The organism is Corynebacterium sp. UMB4614 (genome assembly GCF_030217065.1).
GTDB lineage: Bacteria > Actinomycetota > Actinomycetes > Mycobacteriales > Mycobacteriaceae > Corynebacterium.
Genome location: NZ_JASONC010000040.1, coordinates 1 through 2,661 on the forward strand (window position 1 = coordinate 1; position 2,661 = coordinate 2,661).

The 2,661-nt window shown below is 49.3% G+C and carries 2 protein-coding genes; both read left to right on the forward strand.

The features are described 5' to 3' along the window. Positions 1-227: 227 nt before the first annotated feature. Positions 228-1,655, forward strand: a complete 1,428-nt coding sequence (locus QP413_RS09780; RefSeq protein WP_284781586.1) for a hypothetical protein — start codon at positions 228-230, stop codon at positions 1,653-1,655. Positions 1,656-2,094: 439 nt separating this feature from the next. Beyond that, positions 2,095-2,427 carry a hypothetical protein gene (locus tag QP413_RS09785; protein ID WP_141759501.1) on the forward strand — a complete coding sequence of 111 codons (333 nt, stop codon included), beginning with the start codon at positions 2,095-2,097 and terminating at the stop codon, positions 2,425-2,427. Positions 2,428-2,661 lie beyond the last annotated feature (234 nt).

Consider the following 2,661-nt stretch of genomic DNA (forward strand, 5'->3'; position numbering starts at 1 on the left):
CTAGCCGTGGCTTACCCCGACCGATTCGCGGACTACTTGTAAACCAAACCCCCGCACACAAAGAATCGGACACCCTCGTAAGCGTTACACCACACTAAGGGACGCAACCGTAGTTTCCCTGGGATTTTGCAAGATTTTCCAACTAGTCAGCCATTTTTCATTCCCGAGATACGTTTCTCACACTAAGCTCATTTCTAACCATCCACTACAGCGAAAGATGCCCCACCATGGCCAGACCATCTCGCATTATCACCACTTTCCTATTCGCCATCACCCTCGGCATGGGGTTCACCCCTGCCGTGCAGGCTCACCCCACACAACCACCAACAACTACCAGTACACCAGCAGACAACCACGCTGATCAGGTCGCACCCGGACGAGAAAACCTAGAACCAACAGAACCGGGGTTCGACGACAACAACGTTGATAACCAAACAGGTAAGAACTGGCATCCCACCACCAACCCCAAAAGCAAAATCACTCCAGGGAAGATGCGTTCCGATAAAGAACAAATTCCCGGTGGATTCACGAAAGAACAAGCTAACCAAGCCGAAATCCAAGAGGCTAAAGAACAAGCCACGCAGACACGCTCTGGAGTACAGACGTTTGCCGCCGTTGATAACTGTCGGACGTATTGGCCTAGCCCTTTTAAAGTGTGCGGAAAAATCCGGGAAAAGTACGATTCCCTCGGTGGACCAAAGAGTTTCCTCACTTGGCCGAAGTCCAATGAACTCGGCGTTCCTGATGGTGTCGGACGTCGCAATGAGTTCGTCAACGGGTTCATCTACTGGCACCCCCAAACCGGCGCTCATCCGATTACCACGCACTTTTCTGTTGTTTGGGCCCGCAATGGCTGGGAGCGAGGTGAGCTGGGATACCCCACCACCGATGAATTCGCTTTGCCAGACGGAACCGGCCGGAAACAGTCTTTCTCAAAGGGACACATCTATGGATCCCTTGCTGGTCTAGCAGCTATCAAGGGTGCAATCTACGATAAGTGGCTGGAGACAGGTGCCGAACAAGGACAAATGCTCAGCTACCCAATCGAGGATGAGACATCAACTCCAGATGGAGTTGGAAAATTTAGCAGGTTTGTCTGGGGTTTTATCTACTGGTCTCCAGCAACCGGAGCCCATCCTATCTATGGTCCAGTTCTGTATGAATGGGCAAATAGCGGTTTCGAAAAAGGAAAATACGGGTATCCGACCGCAGACATCAAACCGACTAAAGACGGAGGGGATTTGCAGTATTTTCAGCGAGGGCTTATCCGGTCTCCTAATTTTCCTCTTCCGGCATACCAAGAAATATCAGCCTTCGGAGCCAGCCGGCCAGCCAGTAGATCAACTGATTCAGAGGAAGTTATCGGAGACAATTTTGATAGAATGCATGAGTGTATTGGCGGATATGACAACGGAAAACTTACCGTTTTTCACCACTCTGGCGTGAGTCTATACTGCAGGGATCTTTGGCATATTGCCGATAACCACATGCCCCCTCAAGAGGAGATAACGAGACAGGTTTGGGAAGACTTTCAAACCTGCGTAGCACATACGCTCCTATCACAAGAGTTCACCAATAAAACAAGCAGGCCTGGGACATACCTTAAAACAAGGTATAACACTTACTCTAACGTCAGAAGCTACGCCATTGTATGAAGTAGCTCTTCTACCCTGCACAATGCCTACACGAATGACGACCGAGGCGGAAGGGATTGGGGAGGATGCCGAAAGTACCTACCACGATAATCACACTGTTTCCTGAAGAAGGGATGGATTGGGGACTATGGTCAGAAAGGGATGACATACAGCGCGAACGTGAAGACGATTTCCTTCAGCCATCTGACCTACACCTCAGCATTGGCCTAATCGAAATCTTAAAACGGTGGAACCGCACTTGGATCGAAAACTATGGATATGGTGTTGGAACGTCGTTTGTTTCTTGGTGGAGAGAGGGCTTTGACCTCAACAGCTGGCTACAAGAAGGGCTGTGGATTGCAAGACAGATAGAAGCAGAGGCGGATGTAACTGTCGATAGAAGATTCGCACACTATCTACACCGCCCCATCCCCCTAGTCCCTGCAAATAAAACATTGTCATGAAACACACCTACGTAATCATCTACCCCGACAATGCAAGACCCTCAGCAGTCTGGGGAGTAGATGAAGCAGAAGAAAACGCATTCTGTTCTGCAGCCCACCAAGCTTTAAAAAGTTCACCCCATACCTTCGATGGATGGATCAGAGAATGGCGGAAAAATTTTCAAAGCGACGGCAGAGTTGGTGTCGCTCAGCGATGGAACAGCAGTTTTGATCCTCTCCAATGGATTGCTGACGGAGAAAGACTTTCCTCTGTAATTGAAGCCAATACGAACTACCGCATAGTGCGAGCTTTTAAGGCCTACGCCCGTAATCCTAAAACGGTTGGATAAGAATAAAACTAAGAAAACTCTCGCTTCAAGCCCTGTTTCCCTATCACCCCTATCAACTAGGCAGGGCTAATAGGCGAAAGTGTCCCAGTGTTTTTACTGCTTGCAGCAGTTGCGCTGCTTGTGTCAGTGCTGGCTAGGACGATCGGTGCTTTGAAGTGTCCCAGGTTTTGTTCCGTTTGAGTAGATGGGAAAATCTGGAACATGCCGAAGAAATTTGACCAGGATGCCAAGGAT

Excerpts from the sequence above, each read along its gene's own strand:
- QP413_RS09780 (WP_284781586.1), top strand. The coding sequence starts at position 228 with ATGGCCAGACCATCTCGCATTATCACCACTTTCCTATTCGCCATCACC.
- QP413_RS09785 (WP_141759501.1), top strand. The coding sequence starts at position 2,095 with ATGAAACACACCTACGTAATCATCTACCCCGACAATGCAAGACCCTCA.